The organism is Serratia fonticola (assembly GCF_001006005.1).
Classification (GTDB): domain Bacteria; phylum Pseudomonadota; class Gammaproteobacteria; order Enterobacterales; family Enterobacteriaceae; genus Chania; species Chania fonticola.
The window spans coordinates 2,255,055-2,277,563 of sequence record NZ_CP011254.1 but is presented as its reverse complement, the minus strand read 5'-3'; the positions used below and the strand labels follow the sequence as shown (position 1 = coordinate 2,277,563).

Here is a 22,509-nt window from a genome sequence, read left to right as displayed (position 1 = left end):
TATTACGTTCATTCCGACCAGTGACCTTATTCACATTTACTCCCTATCCTACTAAAGGAGTATCCATAATAACTAGAAGGTCTATTTTATGAGCAAGCTTTGGCGGAAATTGACGCGGCCCAGCGCCAAATGGTCGGTGCTGGCGTTGGTTGGCATCGGCTGCATTCTCGGGTTAGCGCTCATCATCGTGCCGCACGCCGGCATCAAGATGACCAGCACCACCGAGTTCTGCGTCAGTTGCCACTCTATGCAGCCAGTGTACCAAGAATACAAACAGTCTGTTCACTTCAAGAACGCCTCCGGCGTGCGCGCAGAATGCCATGACTGCCACATTCCGCCGGATTTGCCCGGCATGCTGTGGCGCAAGATGGAAGCGGCCAACGATATTTACCAAACCTTTATCGCCCACTCGATCGATACGCCAGAGAAATTCGAAGCCAAGCGGGCCGAACTGGCCGAGCGCGAATGGAAACGCATGAAAGATAACAACTCTGCCGGTTGTCGCTCCTGCCATAACTATGACGCGATGGAACACACCAAGCAGCATCCGGAAGCCGCTAAGCAGATGAGTATTGCGGCCAAGGACAACCAGTCCTGTGTCGATTGCCATAAGGGGATTGCCCACCAACTGCCAGACATGAGCAGCGGCTTTCGCAAACAGTTTGAAGATCTGCGCCATACAGCCGACGCAAACAGCGATGGCAGCACGCTCTACACCCTGGATATGAAACCCATCTACGCGGCCAAAGGCGATAAAGAGCCTGCCGGTTCTCTGCTGCCAGCCTCTGAAGTCACGGTGTTGAAACGTGATGGCGATTGGCTGGAAGTGCAAATCGTCGGCTGGACGGAAACCACTGGCCGTCAGCGCGTACTGTCACTGCTGCCAGGCAAGCGTATTTTTGTCTCCTCAATCCGTGATGAGGTACAAAAGCAGGCCAAAACGCTGGAGAAAACCACGGTAGCCGGCACCGGCGTGGAATGGAGCAAGCTGCAAACCTCCGCCTGGGTGCAGAAAGGCGATCTGGTCAACGATATCAAGCCAATCTGGGCCTATACCGCCGCCCTGTATAACGGCACCTGTAACCAGTGCCACGGCGCACCGGAGATCGCGCACTTTGATGCCAACGGTTGGATCGGCACCTTGAACGGCATGATTGGCTTTACCAGCCTGGATAAACGTGAAGAACGTACCTTGCTGAAATACTTGCAGATGAATGCGTCCGATACCGGTGGCGCCGAGCAGAAACACTAAGGGAGAATGCACAATGAAAACATCACCAACGATCAGCTTGTCCCGCCGTCGTTTCCTGACTCAACTGGGCGGGTTGACCGCCATTGGCATGATTGGCCCATCACTGCTGATGCCGAAAAACGCACTGGCTCAGGGCAGTGCCGGTAGCGGCCTGCAAGAAGGGCTGTTGACCGGCTCACACTGGGGGGCCATCCGCGCCACGGTGATGGACGGGCGCTTTGTCGCCGCCAAGCCGTTCGAGATGGATAAGTATCCCTCGAAGATGATTGCGGGCCTGCCCGATCACGTTCACGGTACCGCACGTATTCGTTATCCGATGGTGCGGATTGACTGGATGCGCAAGCGCCATTTGAGCGACACCACGCAGCGCGGCGACAACCGTTTCGTGCGCGTCACCTGGGATGAAGCACTTAACCTGTTCTATCAGGAACTCGAGCGGGTACAAAAAACCTACGGCCCTTCGGCCCTGCTCTCTGGCACCGGTTGGCAATCGACCGGCATGCTCCACAATGCCTCCGGTATGCTGGCCCGGGCATTATCCCTGCACGGGGAATCGGTTGGCACCGGCGGCGACTACTCCACGGGCGCGGCCCAGGTGATCCTGCCACGAGTCGTGGGAGCGATGGAAGTCTATGAGCAACAAACCTCATGGCCGCTGGTGCTGCAAAACAGCAAGACCGTCGTGTTCTGGGGCTCGGATCTGGTGAAAAACCAGCAGGCCAACTGGTGGTGCCCGGATCATGACGTTTATGAATACTACGCCGAGCTAAAAGCCAAGGCGGCCAGCGGCGAAATCAAAGTGGTCAGCGTTGACCCAGTGGTCACCTCAACCCACGAGTATTTAGGCCGCGAACACGTGCAGCACATCGCCCTGAATCCACAAACGGATGTGCCGCTGCAGCTTGCCCTGGCGCACACCTTGTATACGGAGAAGTTGCACGATACCCACTTCCTCGGCACCTATTACGTCGGCTTTGAGCAATTCCTCCCTTACCTGTTAGGCACAACCGACGGCCAGCCCAAAGACGCCCAATGGGCCTCGGCGCTGTGCGGTATCGATGCCAACACCATTCAGGAGTTGGCCCGCCAGATGGCGGCTAACCGCACGCAGATTATTGCAGGCTGGTGTGTGCAGCGTATGCAACACGGCGAGCAATGGTCATGGATGACGGTGGTATTGGCCGCTATGCTCGGCCAGATCGGATTACCTGGTGGCGGCTTTGGTTTTGGCTGGCACTATAACGGTGCAGGCACGCCAAGCCGTAAAGGGGTGATCCTGAGCGGATTCTCTGGATCCACTAGCACGCCACCGATCCATGCTAACGGCGACTTCAAGGGCTACAGCAGCACCATCCCTATCGCCCGCTTTATTGATGCCATGCTGGAGCCGGGCAAAGAGATTGATTGGAATGGCAAACGCGTCAAGCTGCCGATGCTGAAGATGTGCGTGTTTGCCGGTACCAACCCGTTCCACCGCCACCAGCAGGTGAACCGCATGATCGCCGGTTGGCAGAAGCTGGAAACCGTGATTTCCATTGATAATCAGTGGACCTCCACCTGCCGCTTTGCCGACATCGTGCTACCTGCCACCACCCAGTTTGAACGTAACGATATCGACCAGTTCGGTAACCACTCCAACCGCGGCATTATGGCGATGAAGCAACTGGTGCCGCCGCAGTTTGAAGCGCGCAATGACTTCGATATCTTCCGCGATCTCTGCAAGCTGTTCGATCGCGAGCGGGAGTTCACCGAAGGCCTGGACGAAATGGGCTGGATCAAGCGTATCTATCAAGACGGTGCCCGCCAGGGGAAAGGGCGCGGTATCGCTCTGCCTGCCTTTGATGAATATTGGAATGGCAGCGGTTACTTCGAATTCAGCCATCCGGAAATGTTTGTGCGCCACCAGGCTTTCCGCCAAGACCCGGATTTAGAGCCGTTAGGCACACCAAGTGGCCTGATCGAGATTTACTCGAAGAGCATTGCCGATCTTAACTATAAAAATTGCCAGGGCCACCCGATGTGGTTTGAGAAGGCAGAACGCTCGCACGGTGGGCCGCTTTCGGCCAGCTATCCGCTGCATCTGCAATCTGCCCACCCGGATTTCCGTTTACACTCGCAGCTGTGTGAATCTGAAACGCTGCGTGCACAATATAGCGTGGCGGGTAAAGAGCCGGTGTTTATCAGCCCGCAGGATGCACGCGAACGCGGCATCAACAATGGCGATGTTGTGCGGGTGTTCAACGCGCGTGGGCAGGTGCTGGCCGGTGCCGTGGTTTCAGATCGCTATGCCCCCGGTGTGATCCGCATCCATGAAGGGGCCTGGTATGATCCTGAACGTGGTGGCGTGGCCGGTTCGCTGTGTAAGTACGGCAACCCTAACGTGCTGACCCTGGATATCGGCTCCTCCGATCTGGCTCAGGCCACCAGCGCACACACCGCACTAGTCGAGATTGAGAAGTTCAAGGGTAAGATCGAGCCGGTGACCGCGTTTAATGGCCCTATCGAGATGGTTGCCCAATATGAATTTGTGCCGATGACGGCAGAAAATGCGGCGCAATAAGGAGTCCCAAACATGGTAAATCAGGGTTCAGCACTTGGCGCACCGCATTATGCCTGCCTCTACGCCTGGCTCTCTGGCTGCTTTGCCCGTGAGCTTGACGATGCGCAGCTTGCCGAGCTTACCAGCCCATCGCTCAGCGCCTGGCTGACGCTGCTGGAGCAGACCCCAACGTTGCAAGCACCGGTCACCCAGTTCAATCAGGCGGTTGCTGCATTGCAGCAGCGGCCTGATGCCCGGCTAGAGCTGGCTGCTGATTTTGCCGGGCTGTTTCTAATGACGGAGAAGTCCGCCGCGCTGCCCTATGCGTCTTGCTATCAGCCGGAATCTTCACGGTTTAAGCAGGAGCAAAGCGCGCAGATGAAGGCGCTATTGGCGCAGACGGGTATGGAGGTCAACGGCTCCTTTAGCGAGCCGGAAGATCATATAGCGGTGATATTAGAGCTGCTGAGCCGCCTGAACTTTGCGTTAACGGAAACCGAGGCACCGAGCCAGAAGTTATTTGAGCTACGCAATGATGTCTTATCCCGAAGCCTGAGCTGGTTGCCGGAGTTTAATCAACGCTGTATTCGCCACGACGGCTTTGGCTTTTATGCCGCGTTGAGTACCTTGCTGCTGGCACTGCTGCGTCTGGATGCCAGCACATCTCCACACTGACAATGCCACCAAGCGGGCATCCTCTGCCCGCTTGAGTACGTCCCTTCAACTTTTCCGGTTAACCACCTGCCCGAATCCCTCACCCTCCAGCTCCACATCTGGCGCAGCAAAGAAATCCAGATTGAAGTAGGTATCGGACGTTAATAACTCAATGCGGTGCCAATATTCAGGCGGGCTGATACCAAACTGCCCGGCCGAAATTATCACTTCAATTTCCGCTTCAGTGGCATGCTCGTGGTTAAAGCCGATATATTTCACCGCCCCCTGCATCACGGAAAGCCGGCCATAAACGCCTTTTTTGGTGTTGTGATGGGTCAGTAAGGCACCCGGAACCGTGTCTCGATCCCAGAACGGTGTTGAACGTGTATGTCGGTAATCAGCTGGTATACGGTATTTCATGACTAACCCCCTGGGGATGAATAGTGTCGCAATATTCTGGCAATGGCCTTCAGGCATTCAGCGCTTTCAACAGGCCAAACGCCTGCTTCATATGATCTTCACTGACGATAAATGCCCGTAGTTGCTGCTGTTGATCCATCCCTTTGGCAATCATGCCTTGGGGATCCACGGTGATCGACCAACTCAAATCCTGACGCTGGGTTTCGCCCGCCATGTGCAGAGGTAGATCAGGCGTTTTCACCTTGACCAACATGGCGGGGAATTTCACTGGCTCGGCCATCCCCAACAGATTTTTGGCCAGAGCCATGGCGCTGAACTGGATGGGTAGCAGGAAAGGCATTAGCTGGCCATCGATCTCTGCACAATCACCGAGCGCATAAACGTCTTTCGCCGACGTCTGCAAGCACCGGTCGACCAAGATGCCCCGGTTAACCTGCAAATTAGCCTGCTGTGCCAAGGCAATATTCGGCTGTAGCCCAATGGCAGAGACCACCGCATCCACCAGCAACTCACGCTGATTGCTCAGCGTGACTCGTAGGCCATTTTCCCGTTGCTCAATAGCTGTTAATTGTTGGTTGAATACCAGCTCGACGCCCATCTGCTGCAAACGCTGCTGTAAGCCACTGCTGGCCTCAACCGGCATCAGCGTCGACATCAAACTACAGGCCTTGTCGACTAGCGTGACCCGCTTGCCCGCCCGGCACATATCCATGGCCAGTTCACAGCCAATAAGTCCACCGCCCAGGATCAACACCTGTTGCGCCTGTAACAACGCCGTTTCCCCGCGGCGGTATTCCTGCTGGCTGTTCAACGTCAGCATATGTTGATGGCCCGGCACTGACGGCACGATTGCCGAGGCACCCACGGCCAGCACCAACTTATCGTAGGGCCAGCACTGCTCATCGCTACTTACCGTTTTTTGCTGGGTATCCACCGCGGTGATGCGGATGTTCGGATGCAGCGTAACGCGGTACTGTTCCGCAAAGCTGCCCGCCGTTTGCCGCGTCAAGGCATCCGCTGATTGATTCTGGCTGACAACGTGGCTCAGTTCCGGTTTGTTGTACTCATCACAGCTGTCCGCAGCAATCAGGCTAATCGGCACGTTAGCGTCTTGCTTGCGCAGGCTTTTAACCAACTGGCGGGCCGCAAATCCGGAGCCAACGATCAGGATACCGTGGTTCATTTGGCCTCCGGCTTCAATGCGTCAAAGACCTCTTTCCCCATCGCACATTTCGGGCAGAGGAAATCGTCCGGCACGTTTTGCCAGGCCGTTCCTGGAGCGACATCCTGCATCGGCTCACCTTGCTGCGGATCGTAAACCCACAGGCATACGCTGCACTGCATGCTTGGCCCCAAATCGGCGCTTTCAGTACTCAGGGGGGCCGGAGTGGTTGAGGCTAATGGAGCTTGAGGTGGGGTATCCGTGGATACCGTCTTACCTGCTGGCAAGGGAGAAATGGCCCATTGGCGGGCGATATCGCGGCCATGCTGGCGGCAAATCTCCAACGTATCGCCATCGGGTCGCCATTTTGCTTTTAGTGCCAAGGTGGTTTCAAAACCGCTGTCCATTAACCGGGTCTGGATGCGATCGACTGCCCCACCATTCCAACCATAGCTGCCAAAGGCCGAGGCTTTTTTGTTACGAAAGCGAAGACCGGTGATCTCTTCCAACAGCCCGGCCACCTTCGGCATCATCACGTTATTCATGGTCGAAGATCCGACCAAAATACCTTTGGAGCGGAAGACGTTAGTCAGGATCTCGTTTTTATCATGGCGCGCCACGTTAAAGATTTTCACCGCGACACGCGCATCAATTTCGTTGATCCCCTGAGCAATGGCATCCGCCATCATGCGCGTATTATTCGACATGGTGTCGTAGAAAATGGTGATGCGGTCTTCCTGATAATCGGCCGCCCATTCCAGATAGCGTTGCACAATTTGCGTGGGGTTATCGCGCCACACCACGCCATGCGAAGTGGCAATCATATCTACCGGCAGATTAAACCCAAGGATTTCAGTGATCTTAGGTGTGACCAAGCGGCTGAAGGGGGTCAGGATATTGGCGTAATAGCGTTGGCACTGCTCAAACAGTTCGTTCTGGTCAACCTCGTCGTTGAACAGATGCTCATCACAATAGTGCTGGCCAAAAGCGTCGTTGCTGAACAGCACCGCATCGCCGGTAATATAGGTCATCATACTGTCTGGCCAGTGCAGCATCGGGGTTTCAACAAAGATAAGCTGTTTGCCGTTACCGATATCCAGGCTATCACCGGTATGTACCACGTGGAAATTCCACTCGGGATGGTGATGATGGCCATTAATGGAATCAATGCCGTTTTCGGTACAGTAAATCGGCGTATTGGGGATCTGTACCATGAGTTCGCTAAGCGCACCGGCATGGTCTTCTTCTGCATGGTTGATAATGATGTAGTCCAGCGTTTGCAGATCGATCTCCGCCGACAGATTTTGTACAAACTCGCGGCTGAATTTGTGATCCACCGTATCGATCAATACCGTTTTTTCCTCACGGATCAGATAGCTGTTATAGCTGCTGCCCTTCAGGGTCTTATATTCCGTACCGTGAAAATCACGCACTTCCCAATCACGCTGTCCGACCCACTGGATGTTGTTTTTTACCTGGATTGCCATGCTCGCTACCTTTTGATTAATCATTACCTTGAGATAATGGTATTGAGCAAAGGGCGTGCCAGTTATTATCTGATTGTTTTTAGTGAATTTTTAAATTATTGATGTCAAATTGACATCAGGATAAGATTGTCTTTATGACAATTCAGTGTCGGAATGACAATCATGTCTCTCTCGATCCAGTCGCTCGCCACCATTGCGATAGACTTACAAAATGGTCTCACACAGCGCGATCGCTTCCATTTTTTAATCAATAGCTTAAGAACGCTGTTGCGTTGCGATGCCTCCGCCTTGCTACGTTTTGAAGGGCAACAGTTCCGCCCTTTGGCCACCGATGGCCTGGCTGCGGATGTCTTGGGTCGTCGTTTCTCCCTTGACGCGCATCCTCGGCTGGAAGCCATCGCTCGTGCCGGTAACGTGGTGCGTTTCCCAGCAGACAGCGATTTGCCCGATCCCTACGACGGCTTGATCCCCGGCCACGGCCAATTGAAAGTGCATGCCTGCATCGGGTTACCCTTGTTCGCAGGGCAGGATTTAATCGGTGCCTTAACCTTCGATAGCATGGATCCGCAGCAATTCGCTCGCTTCAGCGACGAAGAGCTCCGGCTGATTGGCGCATTGGCCGCAGGTGCACTCAATAACGCCCTGCTGGTGGAAATGTTGGAAAAACAGTCGCTGTCACCGTTGGCAGAACACCGCATCAACAGCGCCAAGCACAGCGATGAGATGATTGGGCTTTCGCCGATCGTCCGCCAACTGCAGCAAGAAATCAGTATCGTGGCCAACTCCGATCTCAACGTGTTGATTACGGGTGAAACCGGGGTGGGGAAGGAACTGGTGGCGCAAGCCATTCATCGAAAATCATCGCGCGTCGCCAAGCCAATGGTGTATCTCAACTGCGCCGCACTGCCAGAAAACGTCGCAGAAAGTGAGCTATTCGGCCACGTCAAAGGTGCGTTTACCGGCGCTATCCAACATCGGATCGGTAAGTTTGAGCTGGCGGACGAAGGAACCCTGTTCCTCGATGAGATTGGCGAGCTGTCCCTTTCGCTACAAGCCAAGTTGCTGCGGGTGATCCAATATGGCGACCTGCAACGCGTGGGGGATGACCGGGTGAAACGCGTCAACGTGCGCATTCTGGCAGCGACCAACCGCGACCTTAAACAAGCGGCGGTTGAGGGGGTGTTCCGGGTTGATTTGTATCATCGGCTGAGCGTATTCCCTATCGCCGTGCCCCCCTTGCGAGAGCGCACTGGCGATATAGCCCTGCTTGCTGGTTTCTTCTGTGAGCGTTGCCGTATCAAGCTGGGTCTGGCGCAATTAACTCTGACCTCGGCGGCGTTATCTACGCTGGAGCAGTATCCGTGGCCAGGCAACGTTCGCGAACTGGAGCACGCCATCTACCGGGCTGCAATAGTGGCGCGCGCAACGCAAAACCACGCCGAGCTGGAGCTGCTGCCTACGCACTTTAATTTAAACGTGGAACTCATGGCAGAAAGGATTAATGACAGTCCCTACGAGCCAGTATTAGCAGCCGATCTGGCCACGATGACCCAACAGTTTCAACGCGATGTGATCCAGAAAACGCTGGAAGACTGCGATAGAAATTGGGCGGCCACGGCGCGTAAACTTAGTCTGGACAGTGGGAACCTGCACCGCCTGGCAAAACGGTTAGGGATTAAATAATCCACGCTGTCATCTGACAAGGTTGTCCCCCAACATCTGGGGGCCAACCAACGGACTACTCGGCATAAGCGGGTTGAAAAACAGTGCGCCCGATCTGACGCGCTGCATCGAGGTAAGCCTTTGGCTCCCCCAGTTCTGGCAGCAATAACATTTCGTTAGTCGCCACCTGAGCACCACAATAATCAAAAATACCGTGCGTTATCTGCGCGTTAAAGGCATCGGTAAAGCCGTGACGGTCATAAACGCCCTTGCTTGCCGCACCAAGAGCAACCAAATGCACCGGTAAATGCCCCAGCTTTTTGACCACTGCCCCCTCTGCCGTCTCTTCATAAGCCCAACCATTAGAAAACACGCGGTCTACCCAGCCCTTAAGCAAGGCAGGCATGCTCCACCAGTAGATTGGGAACACCAGAACCAAGGCATCCGCGCTATCGATACGCTTCTGTTCTGCCAGAATATCCGCGGGAATGGAGGCCGTTTTTAAGAACGCAGCGATATCTGTGGCACCGTACACCGGATCGAAACCTTCCTGAGTGAGATCGGCAATTTCAAATGTATTGGCAGGTTCGGCGGCCGTTATCCCTTCGGCAATAGCGGCTGCAACACCATGGGTTAATGACGTATCGAGAGGATGGGAAACAACGATGAGTGCGTGCATTGGGGTGGCTCCTATTGTCAGGGCGAGGTATAAAACGTACTCTATATACCAACAGTAAGTTACCGTCGGTAAGTTACCTTTAGTATATAACGCTGTCAACGGGTAAATATTGCTATGGTCTCCAAACCACATTCGCGAGTTCGGCTATCGAGAGAAGAGCGTTATCAGCAGTTGCTGGCAACTGCGTGGGAAATCATTCATGAAGAAGGTACCGAAGCGCTAACGCTCGGCCACCTGGCTGAACGCTCGGGCGTCACCAAGCCGGTCGTGTATGATCACTTCACCAACCGTTCGGGCCTGTTTGCCGCGCTGTATCAAGAGTTTGATTATCGTCAGACCGCGCGGATGGATGAAGCTATCCAAAATACCCAACCAGAGCTGGCGGCCTTGGCCTCGGTGATTGCCACTTCCTACATTGAGTGCGTGCTGCTGCAAGGCCGTGAGATGCCTAGCGTCATGGCTGCACTAGCCGGTAAGCCCGAGCTTGAGAAAATCAGGAATGATTACGCCGTGGTGTTCATCGAGAAATGCCGCCAGATCTTTGCCCCCTTCTGCTGCGATAACCAGCTTCAGGACGCCGCGCTATGGGGTATGCTCGGCTCTGCGGAAGGGCTATCCTACGCCACCAGCTGTGGCGCGATTACGGCAGCCCAGGCTAAGGAAGAGTTATGCGGCATCATTATTTCGATGGTGCAGCGAAGTGGCGATCGGCCGGATATGGCTATGCCATAATAAGCACAGTGTTACCCCTCATCATGGAAGAGAGTTATGCCAACGATCGTTACCCACGCCGCAGTGCCGTTATGTCTCGGTTTAGGGCTGGGCCAAAAAATCATACCGCCCCGCTTGCTGCTCGCGGGCGTGGTACTGTCTATGCTGCCGGATGCCGACGTGCTGGCGTTTAAATTTGGTGTGGCTTACGGCAATCAGTTCGGCCATCGCGGTTTCACGCATTCACTGCTGTTTGCGTTCCTGATGCCTAGCTTGGCACTGCTGTTCTACCGCTGGTTCAAGGCTAACCCCGTCAAGACCTGGTTGTTCCTGTTTATCTCGCTGTTATCCCACAGTTTGCTGGATTCGGTGACCACCGGAGGCAAAGGCGTCGGCTGGCTGTGGCCATGGAGTGACGAGCGTTTCTTTGCGCCCTGGCAAGTGATCCGTGTAGCACCGTTTAGCCTCGAGAAATACCTGACTCCTGCAGGGCATGCGGTGATCATGTCGGAATTACTGTGGGTTTGGTTGCCAGGAGCCATCTTGATGACCGGCATGATAGCGCTGCGTAAGTTCATGCAGCGCCAGTGAGAAATTGATTAGATAAGCGGGCGCCGCATGCAGCGCCCCGCGGTGAGCCGGTTAAGGTTTGTAAGCGGCTTAACCGACAAAATCAATTCTGGTCAGCATTAACGTGCCTTGTTGTAGAGTAAACTCTACACGCATTCCCCCTTCACAAACTTCTGACAGCCCAGGGATCAGCAGGTTGGAACCAGTGCCGATAAATACGGCAAGTGTTCCGTCCTCAAAATCACCCGAGCCGACCGAATCGCAGGTGCCTTCAATCAGTACTTTCTTCGTCCCATCATGGTAGTAGAACTGCCCGTCCTCCTCGGCTGGGAAGTATTTTCTGGCCTGCTCCAACGGAGTTAATGAGTTCACCCGAAAATCAATCACCTGCTTTTTAGTGAGGTTGACACCCAGCAACGGTATTTCCTTCAAACCATTCCTGATTTGCTGCGCATAGCGGTCAAACAGTGCTGGGGTTATGCTTTGTTGATGTTCATCAGGCGTTCCTGCCAGGAAGGTATCAGCGACGTTCTCAAGCGGGAAGAGAATATGTGCCTTTAAATAGGCCATATCGGCCGTCTTGACCGCCTGTTGGAATAGCTGGAACTGAGAGAGCATCTCAACCTTGAGGCTGTCATCGATCTCCTGAGGAGATGCCGAGAGGAGTGGCTGCTTCACCGCCGCCAACAGCTTTTGTTCGGTGATCGCCGCGGCTGGCCCACTGAAGTTGCACTTCTCCACGGTCTTGCTCTCAACCATCAGCGCCTGCCACTCTGCCTTGGCATCTTTGGCCATAATGGCATCGTAGTAATTCATCCCTTGCCGATCCTGGCCCTCTTCCCCTTCCAGCCGCCCGCAGAAATACGCCATCTTGCCGGTTGTGCACAGGTGAGAAACCACAAATCTGGGTTGGGCAATAGCCCCTTGATAACTGCGTCGGACCGCGTCCAGCAACGGCTTACGCTCCGCATCATAAAGACCGACGTTTTGGCACCCGCTCGCTGCGGGTTCATCTTGAATAGTGCTATAGCATTGGGCCTGCGCCGGTGAATCGACATAAGAGTCAAAATTGCTCACCGTCGTCCAGAAACCTTCCGCTGACAGCTGCAGTTCCCGATCGTAGACCACCGTCTTGCCGTTAATTTTGGCGCTACCGCTACCATCATTAGTTTTGGCGGTGGCGCAGAAATACGCCTGCGAGCCGGAAACGCTCAGCTGTTTAACCACAAACTGGATATCAGTGGGATAGCCGATATTGGCACGCATCTGATCCAGAATGACACGCCGTAGCGGATCGTTGGCATCCAGAGTCTGCCCTTGAACATAGGGGGATAACAACACCAGTAACAGCGCATATCTTTTCATTGGGCAAACCTCATCCTGAGCAGGCCTTACAGAGAGCGCTAGTATTGGAACAATTTGGCCATCATTCAATAAAAAAACCCGCCAACGGCGGGTTTTGAGATAAAGAGATGGAGCGACTTACGCCTGATTGGCAGGGGTCACTTTACTGGCCAGGAACTCCTGCTCGTAGGCCAGCGACTTTTTACGGTCGAACTGATGTTCCCATTTGGCAATCACCAACACCGCCAGCGCATTGCCCACCACGTTCAGAGCCGTACGCGCCATATCGAGGATACGGTCAACGCCGGCGATAAACGCCAAACCTTCCAGCGGAATACCCACGCTGCCCAAGGTCGCCAACAGCACCACAAAGGAGACACCCGGCACGCCGGCAATCCCTTTTGAGGTCACCATCAGCGTCAGCACCAGAATGATCTCTTGCCCCAGCGACAGCTCAATACCGTATAGCTGTGCAATAAAGATGGCAGCAATACTCTGGTACAACGTAGAACCGTCCAGATTGAAAGAGTAGCCGGTAGGCACCACGAAGCTGGTGATGGATTTTGGCGCACCGTAGGCCTCCATCTTTTCGATAATACGCGGCAACACGGTTTCCGAACTGGCCGTTGAGTAAGCCAGGATCAGCTCTTCTTTCAAGATGCGGATCAGCGTCCAGATACGCAGGTTACACAGTCGCGCAACGGCCCCCAGAACCACCAAACCAAAAAAGGCGATGGCGAAGTAAACCAGCACCACCAGCTTGGCCAACGGCAAGAGCGAAGCAAAACCGAAGTTGGCTACCGTTACCGAGATCAAACCAAATACCCCAATCGGGGCGTAACGCATGATCATGTGGGTCACTTTGAACATGCTCTCGGCCACCGCTTTGAACACCTTCAGCAACGGCTCTTTGGTCTCTTTCGGCAAGGAAGACAGCCCCAGCCCAAACAGCACCGAGAAGAAGATGATCGGCAACATGTCGCCTTTGACCATCGACGAGAACACGTTAGAAGGAATTAACGAAAGGATGGTGGCCACCAGGCTATGTGAGCCGCTTTGCACCTGTTCCGTCGTTTTTTCATACTGTGAGATATCGACCGCGGTCAGCGCCGACATGTCAATGCCGTGCCCGGGTTGAAAAACATTAGCCAATGTCACACCCACGATGATGGCGATGGTGGTGATCACTTCAAAATAGATAATGGTTTTCAATCCAATACGGCCCAGCTTTTTGGTATCGCCAATACCGGCAATACCGACGATTAGCGTGGAAATAACAATAGGCACCACGATCATCTTGATCAAACGAATAAAGATATCACCGGCGGGGCTCAATATATTACTGACCATCCACTCACGCGATTCCGTTTGATTATGTAGCACTGCGCCCAGGATAATACCCAATACCAACGCGATCAGGATTTGCCAGGCCAGGCTGATTTTTACATTTTTCATACCCAAAAAGTCCTCAAAGACTCCGTGCCATCGTGTTAAAACACACCTAGGCTCCGGAAGGAATACTTAATCATTTATTACAGGCTTATGTTTGTGAACCTTTGCGCCAACTGCCCTTGGTGTAACGCAGTATGAATCTGTACCATCTGAAGGCGGGCTTCTGCAAGCCTTGTTTCATCTCGATTTTGTCCGTTTCACCAGCAAAAAACCAACAAACAAAAAACGAACCGCAACATAATTACTTGTTCTAAAAAACATAATATTATCTTGGGCGGAACAATAGCCGATTGGATAGGACGATTTTCAATCCAAATAAAAGTGCGTGATTTGTCATTGCATTTGCATATTTAGTCTAAAAATGTGTTTCCATATTGTTAACGAAAAGTTCTAAAAAAGAAAATAAAAACCTCAGGTGAACACCTTTAACCTACTAAGATAAGTCTCAATATGATTCACACAACTAATTAATCACCACAAAACCATTCACCAAACATCTTGTTTGTATTTTCAAAAAAACCAACATAATAAAGGCAGAAAAAAATAACCCGTCGACAGATTGCAGCTAACAATTATGCTGAGTATTTATAGCCGTCATTAATAGAGTCTGATTAGCTGTAAAATATAACTTCGACCTTATTGTTTCCTACACCATCAAGCCAATGCCTCCCGCTTAATATTTTTAGTAATCTAAAAACTTTTTTAACAGAAATACGTCCATTACCGTCTTTTCACCGTCAACCAAACAGTTACACAACACAATTACGACAGTAACTATTACAAATCAACATCTTCGTTGCGTGATCTGCCGCCCAAAAAAGAAACAAACCGTCATGGCAAACTATACTTAACCATCAGTTGACATATCATTAACAATTCTAAGGAGAAAAACCATGAGCCAACTGCACAAACACGCCATTCCTTCTGCAATTGCAGATCGTGCCCTGATCAATCCGGAGCAATACCAGCAATATTATCAACAGTCTGTACAAGACCCAGCGGCATTCTGGGGCGAGCACGGCAAGATCCTCGATTGGATCAAGCCCTATACCTCAGTGAAGAACACCTCTTTCGATCCTGGTCATATCAGCATCCGCTGGTTTGAAGACGGTACCCTTAACCTGGCGGCGAACTGTCTGGACCGCCACTTGGCCGAACGCGGCGACCAAACCGCCATCATCTGGGAAGGTGACGATCCGACCCAATCGGCCAAGGTCACCTACAAGCAGCTGCACCACGATGTCTGCCAGTTCGCCAACGTGCTGAAAAAGCTCGGGGTGAAAAAAGGCGATGTGGTGGCCATCTATATGCCAATGGTGCCTGAGGCCGCCGTCGCCATGCTGGCCTGTGCGCGCATTGGCGCCGTGCACTCGGTGATCTTTGGGGGCTTTTCCCCAGAAGCCGTAGCGGGCCGTATTATCGATTCCAACTCCAAACTGGTGATCACCGCTGATGAAGGGCTGCGTGCTGGCCGCGCGGTACCGCTGAAAAAGAACGTCGATGATGCGCTGAAGAACCCAGGGGTGAAAAGCGTCAACAACGTGGTGGTCTTCCAACGCACCGGCAAGCCGGGCTACTGGCAAGAAGGGCGCGATCTCTGGTGGCATGAGCTGACCGAAGGCGTATCTGCCGACTGCCCACCGGAAGAGATGAACGCGGAAGATCCGCTGTTTATCCTCTATACCTCCGGCTCAACCGGCAAACCGAAAGGCGTGGTACATACCACCGGGGGCTATCTGGTTTACGCCGCGCTGACCTTCAAATACGTCTTTGATTACCACGATGGCGACGTCTATTGGTGCACCGCCGACGTGGGCTGGGTTACTGGCCATAGCTACCTGTTATATGGCCCATTGGCCTGCGGTGCCATTACGCTGATGTTTGAAGGCGTGCCGAACTACCCAGGTGTAAACCGTCTGTCGCAGGTAGTGGATAAGCATCAGGTCAATATCCTGTATACCGCGCCAACGGCAATCCGCGCCCTGATGGCCGAAGGCGACAAAGCAATCGAAGGCACCAAACGCGATTCGCTGCGCATTATGGGTTCCGTGGGTGAGCCAATCAACCCAGAGGCCTGGGAGTGGTATTACAACAAGATTGGTAACGCAAAATGCCCGATCGTTGATACCTGGTGGCAGACCGAAACCGGTGGCTTCATGATCACCCCGCTACCAGGAGCTACCGAGCTGAAGGCTGGCTCCGCCACTCGCCCATTCTTTGGTGTGCAACCGGCATTGGTCGACAATATGGGCACCCCGCAGGAAGGCGCTTGCGAAGGCAACCTGGTGATCACCGATTCTTGGCCAGGCCAGGCTCGAACTCTGTACGGTGACCATGACCGCTTCGAGCAAACCTACTTCTCTACCTTTAAAGGCATGTACTTCAGCGGTGACGGCGCACGTCGTGACGAAGATGGCTATTACTGGATCACCGGCCGTGTCGATGACGTGCTGAACGTTTCCGGCCACCGTCTGGGCACCGCCGAAATTGAATCCGCATTGGTATCCCATCCCAAAATTGCCGAGGCCGCGGTGGTGGGTATTCCGCATAACATCAAGGGTCAGGCGATTTATGCCTATATCACCCTGAATCATGGGGAAGAGCCAACGCCGGAACTGTATGCCGAAGTGCGTAACTGGGTGCGTAAGGAAATCGGGCCGATTGCCACGCCTGACATTCTCCATTGGACCGACTCTTTGCCAAAAACGCGGTCTGGCAAAATCATGCGGCGTATTCTGCGCAAAATTGCCGCCGGTGATACCAGCAACCTGGGGGATACCTCAACGCTGGCGGATCCGGCCGTAGTCGAAAAGCTGTTGGAAGAGAAACAATCAATGAAAGTTCCATCCTAATCCGCGCTGCCTCCGGCCGTTCGTCTGCCATGCGCAGCTGAACGGCCTGTATACCTGAAAGCTTTCAACTGCAGTAAAGCCGATCCCAGACATTTGGCTGGGATGGGTCAAAGCGGCCCGCAGAGCGCCGATTTGCCAGCTGGAAGGGTATCGCGTGGCGTACTTGTTCAATACCTATTGGAGAAACTCGGATGAATGAAGATATTTATCAAAGGATTGAAGAAAACCCGCGCTTTCAGGAGCTGGTGCAAAAGCGCAGCCGTTTCGCCTGGCTCCTGTCACTGATCACACTCGCGCTGTACGTCGGCTTTATCTTACTGATCGCCTTCGATCCTCAGTGGCTGGGGACTCCACTTGGTCCCGGATTAACCATTACCCGTGGGATCCCGGTTGGCGTGGGATTGATCGTGATTTCTTTCGTGTTAACCGGGATCTATGTTTATCGTGCCAACGGTGAATTCGATCGCCTGAATGCTGAAATCCTGCGTGAGGTACAACAATGAAGCGCCTACTTTCAGCTACCGCACTGTTGGCCCTGCCAGGCCTAAGCCATGCCGATGCGATTGGGGGTGCAGTACAGCGCCAACCACTGAACATCCAGGCCATCATCATGTTCCTGCTGTTCGTCGGTGCCACCCTTTACATCACCTACTGGGCTTCCAAACGTACCCGATCTCGTCAGGATTACTATACCGCTGGCGGGCGCATCACCGGGTTGCAAAATGGCTTGGCTATCGCCGGCGACTTTATGTCTGCGGCATCGTTCCTCGGTATCTCCGCGCTGGTTTATACCTCCGGCTATGATGGGCTGATTTATTCCATCGGCTTCCTGATTGGTTGGCCAATTATTTTATTCCTGATTGCCGAGCGGCTGCGCAACCTTGGTCGCTATACTTTCGCCGACGTGGCCTCTTACCGCCTGAAACAGAAGCCGATCCGCTCCCTTTCAGCCTGTGGTTCCCTGGTGGTGGTAGCACTGTATCTGATCGCCCAGATGGTGGGCGCGGGCAAATTGATCCAGCTGCTATTCGGCCTCAATTACCACGTCGCCGTTGTCTTGGTCGGTATATTGATGGTGCTGTATGTCCTGTTCGGTGGCATGCTGGCTACCACCTGGGTGCAAATCATCAAGGCCGTGCTGCTGTTGGCCGGTGCCAGCTTTATGGCGCTGATGGTGATGAAATCCGTCAACTTTGACTTCAATACCCTGTTTGCCGAAGCCGTGAAGGTGCACCCGAAAGGGCTTGCCATCATGAGCCCGGGCGGACTGGTCTCCGACCCTATATCCGCCCTCTCCCTGGGTCTGGCATTGATGTTCGGTACCGCCGGTTTGCCACATATCCTGATGCGTTTCTTCACCGTTAGCGATGCCAAAGAAGCGCGTAAGAGCGTGTTCTATGCCACCGGTTTTATCGGTTACTTCTATATCCTGACCTTTATTATCGGTTTCGGCGCGATCCTGCTGGTCAGTGGCAATCCGGCCTTCAAAGATGCCAGTGGGGCATTGCTGGGCGGAACGAACATGGCGGCGGTGCATCTGGCTAACGCAGTGGGGGGTAACTTCTTCCTTGGATTTATCTCTGCGGTGGCATTTGCCACGATCCTGGCGGTGGTTGCCGGGCTAACGTTGGCAGGTGCTTCGGCGGTGTCTCACGATCTCTATGCCTGCGTCATCAAAAATGGCAAAGCGACCGAGCGTGACGAGCTGAAAGTCTCCAAAATCACCGTGGTATTGCTCGGGGTGGTGGCTATCGCGCTGGGGATCCTGTTTGAGAAGCAGAACATTGCCTTTATGGTGGGGCTGGCATTCTCCATTGCGGCCAGCTGTAACTTCCCAATCATCATTCTTTCCATGTACTGGTCACGTCTGACCACGCGGGGAGCAATGATCGGCGGGTGGCTTGGTCTGTTAACCGCAGTGATCCTGATGATCCTGGGCCCGACTATCTGGGTGCAGATCCTCGGCCATGCCAAACCGATTTATCCTTACGAATATCCAGCGCTGTTCTCTATGCTGGTCGCCTTTATCGGCACCTGGTTCTTCTCTGTGACCGACAATTCGTTGGTTGGGCAGCAAGAACGCGTTAAATTCCGTTCCCAGTTTGTACGTTCACAAACGGGGTTGGGGATTTCGCAGGGGAGTGCACACTAAGGCATTGATTTGGGCTGAGGTTGACTCGGCCCCGCTTTAAAGAGTTAGCCTGCTGGGTCTTCCGGCAGGTTAATTTGTCAGATCGAGTAATGACCCCTCACCCTAACCTTCTCCCACAGGGAGAGGGAACCGATCGAGTCCGCCGATATTCCTGCGCAATACCCCCAACTTTCATCTTACTCATCACTGCCGAAACGGCATGGGTTCATCAAAGGTTCCGACTTGCCGAAGCCGCACAGGCTCACCCACGGAGCCGGACAGCTCCCTCTCCCCCGCACGGGTGTTCAGGATGTTCTCGGTGGGTACTCTGGGAGAGGGCTGGGGTGAGGGGCATTTCCATTTCCGACCCATAGCAAAAAGGCCATCCTTGCGGATGGCCTCTTGGCTTAATTGATGCCTGGCAGTGTCCTACTCTCGCATGGGGAGACCCCACACTACCATCGGCGCTACGGCGTTTCACTTCTGAGTTCGGCATGGGGTCAGGTGGGACCACCGCGCTATTGCCGCCAGGCAAATTCTGTTTCATTCCAACCGCTTCACTCTCGTGTCGCCATTGAAACCAATCTCGGAACTTCGCTGAAAATCTACTTCAATCTCTTCAAAACACCTTGGGTGTTGTAAGGTTAAGCCTCACGGATCATTAGTACTGGTTAGCTCAATGCATCGCTGCACTTACACACCCAGCCTATCAACGTCTTAGTCTTAAACGTTCCTTCAGGGACCTTAAAGGCCCAGGGAAGACTCATCTCGAGGCAAGTTTCGCGCTTAGATGCTTTCAGCGCTTATCTTTTCCGCACTTAGCTACCGGGCAGTGCCATTGGCATGACAACCCGAACACCAGTGGTGCGTTCACTCCGGTCCTCTCGTACTAGGAGCAACCCCTCTCAATCTTCCAACGCCCACGGCAGATAGGGACCGAACTGTCTCACGACGTTCTAAACCCAGCTCGCGTACCACTTTAAATGGCGAACAGCCATACCCTTGGGACCTACTTCAGCCCCAGGATGTGATGAGCCGACATCGAGGTGCCAAACACCGCCGTCGATATGAACTCTTGGGCGGTATCAGCCTGTTATCCCCGGAGTACCTTTTATCCGTTGAGCGATGGCCCTTCCATTCAGAACCACCGGATCACTAAGACCTACTTTCGTACCTGCTCGAGCCGTCACTCTCGCAGTCAAGCTAGCTTATGCCTTTGCACTAACCTCACGATGTCCGACCGTGATTAGCTAACCTTCGTGCTCCTCCGTTACTCTTTGGGAGGAGACCGCCCCAGTCAAACTACCCACCAGACACTGTCCTCACCCCGGATTACGGGGCCGAGTTAGAACATCAAACATTAAAGGGTGGTATTTCAAGGTTGGCTCCATGCAGACTGGCGTCCACACTTCAAAGCCTCCCACCTATCCTACACATCAAGGCTCAATGTTCAGTGTCAAGCTATAGTAAAGGTTCACGGGGTCTTTCCGTCTTGCCGCGGGTACACTGCATCTTCACAGCGAGTTCAATTTCACTGAGTCTCGGGTGGAGACAGCCTGGCCATCATTACGCCATTCGTGCAGGTCGGAACTTACCCGACAAGGAATTTCGCTACCTTAGGACCGTTATAGTTACGGCCGCCGTTTACTGGGGCTTCGATCAAGAGCTTCGCCTTGCGGCTGACCCCATCAATTAACCTTCCAGCACCGGGCAGGCGTCACACCGTATACGTCCACTTTCGTGTTTGCACAGTGCTGTGTTTTTATTAAACAGTTGCAGCCAGCTGGTATCTGCGACTGGCTTCAGCTCCGAGAGCAAGTCTCTTCACCTACGCGCCAGCGTGCCTTCTCCCGAAGTTACGGCACCATTTTGCCTAGTTCCTTCACCCGAGTTCTCTCAAGCGCCTTGGTATTCTCTACCTGACCACCTGTGTCGGTTTGGGGTACGATTTGATGTTACCTGATGCTTAGAGGCTTTTCCTGGAAGCAGGGCATCAACTACTTCTGCACCGTAGTGCATCGTCATCACGCCTCAGGGTTGATAGCGTTCCGGATTTACCAGGAACACCCCCCTACACGCTTAAACCGGGACAACCGTCGCCCGGCTAGCCTAGCCTTCTCCGTCCCCCCTTCGCAGTAACACCGAGTACAGGAATATTAACCTGTTTCCCATCGACTACGCCTTTCGGCCTCGCCTTAGGGGTCGACTCACCCTGCCCCGATTAACGTTGGACAGGAACCCTTGGTCTTCCGGCGAGCGGGTTTTTCACCCGCTTTATCGTTACTTATGTCAGCATTCGCACTTCTGATACCTCCAGCAAACCTCACAGTTCACCTTCAACGGCTTACAGAACGCTCCCCTACCCAACAACGCCTAAGCGTCGCTGCCGCAGCTTCGGTGCATGGTTTAGCCCCGTTACATCTTCCGCGCAGGCCGACTCGACCAGTGAGCTATTACGCTTTCTTTAAATGATGGCTGCTTCTAAGCCAACATCCTGGCTGTCTATGCCTTCCCACATCGTTTCCCACTTAACCATGACTTTGGGACCTTAGCTGGCGGTCTGGGTTGTTTCCCTCTTCACGACGGACGTTAGCACCCGCCGTGTGTCTCCCGTGATAACATTCTTCGGTATTCGGAGTTTGCATCGGTTTGGTAAGCCGGGATGGCCCCCTAGCCGAAACAGTGCTCTACCCCCGAAGATGAGTTCACGAGGCGCTACCTAAATAGCTTTCGGGGAGAACCAGCTATCTCCCGGTTTGATTGGCCTTTCACCCCCAGCCACAAGTCATCCGCTAATTTTTCAACATTAGTCGGTTCGGTCCTCCAGTTAGTGTTACCCAACCTTCAACCTGCCCATGGCTAGATCACCGGGTTTCGGGTCTATACCTTGCAACTATTCGCCCAGTTAAGACTCGGTTTCCCTACGGCTCCCCTATACGGTTAACCTTGCTACAAAATATAAGTCGCTGACCCATTATACAAAAGGTACGCAGTCACACCACGAAGGTGCTCCCACTGCTTGTACGTACACGGTTTCAGGTTCTATTTCACTCCCCTCGCCGGGGTTCTTTTCGCCTTTCCCTCACGGTACTGGTTCACTATCGGTCAGTCAGGAGTATTTAGCCTTGGAGGATGGTCCCCCCATATTCAGACAGGATGTCACGTGTCCCGCCCTACTCATCGAACTCACAGTTAATGCATTTTAGTGTACGGGGCTATCACCCTTTGCTGCGCGACTTTCCAGACGCTTCCACTAACACAAGAACTGATTCAGGTTCTGGGCTGTTCCCCGTTCGCTCGCCGCTACTAGGGGAATCTCGGTTGATTTCTTTTCCTCGGGGTACTTAGATGTTTCAGTTCCCCCGGTTCGCCTCGTATGGCTATGTATTCACCATACGATAGTGTGTCGAAACACACTGGGTTTCCCCATTCGGGTATTGCCGGTTATAACGGTTCATATCACCTTACCGACACTTTTCGCAGATTAGCACGCCCTTCATCGCCTCTGACTGCCTAGGCATCCACCGTGTACGCTTAGTCACTTAACCTCACAACCCGAAGGTGTTTCTGTAAACAGAGAACACTGTCGTGCTG

15 protein-coding genes and 2 rRNA genes are annotated in these 22,509 nt (G+C 53.5%); 9 read left to right on the top strand and 8 right to left on the bottom strand.

Annotated features, from left to right (window positions below; translation table 11 throughout):
• Positions 1–88: 88 nt before the first annotated feature.
• From torC to torD, 3 genes are read left to right on the top strand one after another with little or no spacing between them, the layout of a single operon-like run.
• Complete coding sequence (gene torC / locus WN53_RS10095) at positions 89–1,252, top strand: pentaheme c-type cytochrome TorC (RefSeq protein WP_024484760.1); 1,164 nt, start codon at positions 89–91, stop codon at positions 1,250–1,252.
• A gap of 13 nt (positions 1,253–1,265) precedes the next feature.
• Entirely contained in the window at positions 1,266–3,812 is a 2,547-nt protein-coding gene (gene torA, locus WN53_RS10090; RefSeq protein WP_024484759.1) for a trimethylamine-N-oxide reductase TorA, read from the top strand.
• Between the two features lie 12 nt (positions 3,813–3,824).
• On the top strand, positions 3,825–4,466 hold the full coding sequence (torD, locus tag WN53_RS10085; protein WP_024484758.1) for a molecular chaperone TorD: 642 nt from the start codon (positions 3,825–3,827) through the stop codon (positions 4,464–4,466).
• A 45-nt stretch (positions 4,467–4,511) separates the two neighbouring features.
• Here torD and WN53_RS10080 read toward each other — a convergent pair whose 3' ends face one another.
• The 3 genes from WN53_RS10080 to norV are packed head-to-tail and all read right to left on the bottom strand — an operon-like array spanning position 4,512 to position 7,514.
• Positions 4,512–4,865 (bottom strand): TehB family protein, encoded by a 354-nt coding sequence (locus tag WN53_RS10080; protein ID WP_024484757.1) that lies wholly within the window; start codon positions 4,863–4,865, stop codon positions 4,512–4,514.
• A 49-nt stretch (positions 4,866–4,914) separates the two neighbouring features.
• Entirely contained in the window at positions 4,915–6,048 is a 1,134-nt protein-coding gene (gene norW / locus WN53_RS10075; protein ID WP_024484756.1) for an NADH:flavorubredoxin reductase NorW, read from the bottom strand.
• On the bottom strand, positions 6,045–7,514 hold the full coding sequence (gene norV, locus WN53_RS10070; protein ID WP_024484755.1) for an anaerobic nitric oxide reductase flavorubredoxin: 1,470 nt from the start codon (positions 7,512–7,514) through the stop codon (positions 6,045–6,047). Before norV ends, norW begins: the two co-directional genes overlap by 4 nt.
• A gap of 162 nt (positions 7,515–7,676) precedes the next feature.
• Here norV and norR point away from each other — a divergent pair, with 162 nt between their 5' ends.
• On the top strand, positions 7,677–9,197 hold the full coding sequence (gene norR, locus WN53_RS10065) for a nitric oxide reductase transcriptional regulator NorR (protein ID WP_024484754.1): 1,521 nt from the start codon (positions 7,677–7,679) through the stop codon (positions 9,195–9,197).
• 55 nt (positions 9,198–9,252) lie between these two features.
• On the opposite strand, the gene WN53_RS10060 is transcribed toward norR, so the two are convergent.
• Positions 9,253–9,855 carry an NAD(P)H-dependent oxidoreductase gene (locus WN53_RS10060; RefSeq protein ID WP_024484753.1) on the bottom strand — a complete coding sequence of 201 codons (603 nt, stop codon included), beginning with the start codon at positions 9,853–9,855 and terminating at the stop codon, positions 9,253–9,255.
• 114 nt (positions 9,856–9,969) lie between these two features.
• Between WN53_RS10060 and WN53_RS10055 the strand changes: the two genes are divergently transcribed.
• Together WN53_RS10055 and WN53_RS10050 are read left to right on the top strand one after the other, a co-directional pair.
• Positions 9,970–10,587, top strand: coding sequence for a TetR/AcrR family transcriptional regulator (locus tag WN53_RS10055; protein ID WP_024484752.1), 618 nt, complete (start codon positions 9,970–9,972; stop codon positions 10,585–10,587).
• A gap of 36 nt (positions 10,588–10,623) precedes the next feature.
• Positions 10,624–11,157 (top strand): metal-dependent hydrolase, encoded by a 534-nt coding sequence (locus WN53_RS10050; protein WP_024484751.1) that lies wholly within the window; start codon positions 10,624–10,626, stop codon positions 11,155–11,157.
• A gap of 69 nt (positions 11,158–11,226) precedes the next feature.
• Here WN53_RS10050 and WN53_RS10045 read toward each other — a convergent pair whose 3' ends face one another.
• Together WN53_RS10045 and gltP are read right to left on the bottom strand one after the other, a co-directional pair.
• Entirely contained in the window at positions 11,227–12,501 is a 1,275-nt protein-coding gene (locus WN53_RS10045; RefSeq protein ID WP_024484750.1) for a hypothetical protein, read from the bottom strand.
• A gap of 117 nt (positions 12,502–12,618) precedes the next feature.
• Complete coding sequence (gene gltP, locus WN53_RS10040; RefSeq protein ID WP_024484749.1) at positions 12,619–13,935, bottom strand: glutamate/aspartate:proton symporter GltP; 1,317 nt, start codon at positions 13,933–13,935, stop codon at positions 12,619–12,621.
• Positions 13,936–14,825: 890 nt separating this feature from the next.
• On the opposite strand from gltP, the gene acs reads away from it, so the two are divergent.
• The 3 genes from acs to actP all read left to right on the top strand — a co-directional run bounded on the left by acs (position 14,826) and on the right by actP (position 18,936).
• Entirely contained in the window at positions 14,826–16,784 is a 1,959-nt protein-coding gene (gene acs / locus WN53_RS10035) for an acetate--CoA ligase (RefSeq protein WP_024484748.1), read from the top strand.
• Between the two features lie 191 nt (positions 16,785–16,975).
• A complete protein-coding gene (locus WN53_RS10030) occupies positions 16,976–17,287 on the top strand; it encodes a DUF485 domain-containing protein (protein ID WP_024484747.1) in 312 nt (103 codons plus the stop codon).
• Positions 17,284–18,936 carry a cation/acetate symporter ActP gene (gene actP / locus WN53_RS10025; RefSeq protein ID WP_024484746.1) on the top strand — a complete coding sequence of 551 codons (1,653 nt, stop codon included), beginning with the start codon at positions 17,284–17,286 and terminating at the stop codon, positions 18,934–18,936. The genes WN53_RS10030 and actP overlap by 4 nt, the downstream gene beginning before the upstream one ends.
• Before the next feature lie 395 nt (positions 18,937–19,331).
• On the opposite strand, the gene rrf is transcribed toward actP, so the two are convergent.
• Together rrf and WN53_RS10015 are read right to left on the bottom strand one after the other, a co-directional pair.
• A 5S ribosomal RNA gene (gene rrf, locus WN53_RS10020) occupies positions 19,332–19,447 on the bottom strand.
• 108 nt (positions 19,448–19,555) lie between these two features.
• Positions 19,556–22,463: ribosomal RNA gene (locus WN53_RS10015) — 23S ribosomal RNA — on the bottom strand.
• Positions 22,464–22,509 lie beyond the last annotated feature (46 nt).

Coding starts and splice junctions, on each gene's coding strand:
- WN53_RS10060 (WP_024484753.1), bottom strand. CDS start 9,855: ATGCACGCACTCATCGTTGTTTCCCATCCTCTCGATACGTCATTAACC.
- norV (WP_024484755.1), bottom strand. CDS start 7,514: ATGGCAATCCAGGTAAAAAACAACATCCAGTGGGTCGGACAGCGTGAT.
- actP (WP_024484746.1), top strand. CDS start 17,284: ATGAAGCGCCTACTTTCAGCTACCGCACTGTTGGCCCTGCCAGGCCTA.
- torC (WP_024484760.1), top strand. CDS start 89: ATGAGCAAGCTTTGGCGGAAATTGACGCGGCCCAGCGCCAAATGGTCG.
- WN53_RS10030 (WP_024484747.1), top strand. CDS start 16,976: ATGAATGAAGATATTTATCAAAGGATTGAAGAAAACCCGCGCTTTCAG.
- WN53_RS10045 (WP_024484750.1), bottom strand. CDS start 12,501: ATGAAAAGATATGCGCTGTTACTGGTGTTGTTATCCCCCTATGTTCAA.
- norW (WP_024484756.1), bottom strand. CDS start 6,048: ATGAACCACGGTATCCTGATCGTTGGCTCCGGATTTGCGGCCCGCCAG.
- WN53_RS10050 (WP_024484751.1), top strand. CDS start 10,624: ATGCCAACGATCGTTACCCACGCCGCAGTGCCGTTATGTCTCGGTTTA.
- WN53_RS10080 (WP_024484757.1), bottom strand. CDS start 4,865: ATGAAATACCGTATACCAGCTGATTACCGACATACACGTTCAACACCG.
- WN53_RS10055 (WP_024484752.1), top strand. CDS start 9,970: ATGGTCTCCAAACCACATTCGCGAGTTCGGCTATCGAGAGAAGAGCGT.
- torA (WP_024484759.1), top strand. CDS start 1,266: ATGAAAACATCACCAACGATCAGCTTGTCCCGCCGTCGTTTCCTGACT.
- norR (WP_024484754.1), top strand. CDS start 7,677: ATGTCTCTCTCGATCCAGTCGCTCGCCACCATTGCGATAGACTTACAA.
- acs (WP_024484748.1), top strand. CDS start 14,826: ATGAGCCAACTGCACAAACACGCCATTCCTTCTGCAATTGCAGATCGT.
- torD (WP_024484758.1), top strand. CDS start 3,825: ATGGTAAATCAGGGTTCAGCACTTGGCGCACCGCATTATGCCTGCCTC.
- gltP (WP_024484749.1), bottom strand. CDS start 13,935: ATGAAAAATGTAAAAATCAGCCTGGCCTGGCAAATCCTGATCGCGTTG.